At 36.3% G+C, this 658-nt stretch carries 2 protein-coding genes; both read left to right on the top strand.

All coding sequences use genetic code 11. From position 1 onward, the window contains the following. The first annotated feature begins 38 nt into the window (after positions 1-38). Positions 39-338: an IS3 family transposase gene (locus tag A9G35_RS04665; RefSeq protein WP_065635726.1), complete on the top strand. Its 300-nt coding sequence runs from the start codon at positions 39-41 to the stop codon at positions 336-338. An 83-nt stretch (positions 339-421) separates the two neighbouring features. Then, on the top strand, positions 422-658 hold a 237-nt coding region (locus tag A9G35_RS04660), incomplete at its 3' end, for an IS3 family transposase (RefSeq protein WP_141673774.1).

The following is a 658-nucleotide window of genomic DNA, read 5'->3' as shown; positions in this document are numbered from 1 at the left end:
GGTAAGGTAAACTTATCACAACTAAAAAAGGAACAAATATGAATAAGATTAAACGCAAAAGACGAACATTCACAGATGATTTTAAACAGCAAATGGTCAGTCTTTATCAACATGGTAAATCACGTAGTGAAATCGTTGCAGAATATGATTTGACGCCATCCGCATTGGACCGTTGGATAACGCAATCAAGCCAAAGTGGCTCATTTAAAACAAAAGATAATCGCAGTCCACAAGAACAAGAGTTAATCGCGTTGCGTAAAAAGCTTAAACAGCTGCGTATGGAAAACGATATTCTAAAGCAAGCAGCACTGATAATAGGGCGAAAATCGCTATCCTAAAAGCAAATCGACATCGTTATAGCATAACAAAGCTATGTCAATATTTAGGATTATCAAGATATTATGCTTATTATCAGTGTAAATTGAATAGACAAAAATCAGTAGGGCTTTATGCCGATAAAATCGTGACGCTATTTAATCAGAGCTATCAGTCTTATGGTACAAGACGAATTCGTTTTGATTTACAAAAAGAGAATATTTGGGTGTCACGCCGTTACATTGCTCGGGTGATGAAAGCCTTATTGCTGGTATCAAAATACACCGTTAAACGTTATCAATCTCACAATACGGAAGTGAATGAAACCGCCACAGAAAATCAC

This window comes from Gilliamella sp. Choc5-1, from assembly GCF_001690595.1.
In the GTDB taxonomy this organism is placed as follows: Bacteria; Pseudomonadota; Gammaproteobacteria; order Enterobacterales; family Orbaceae; genus Gilliamella; species Gilliamella apicola_M.
The sequence above is the reverse complement of the archived record's forward strand: the minus strand, read 5'-3'. Positions and strand labels throughout refer to the sequence as shown.

Bases quoted from the DNA above. Each gene is read 5' to 3' on its own strand.
- A9G35_RS04665 (WP_065635726.1), top strand. From the start codon at position 39: ATGAATAAGATTAAACGCAAAAGACGAACATTCACAGATGATTTTAAA.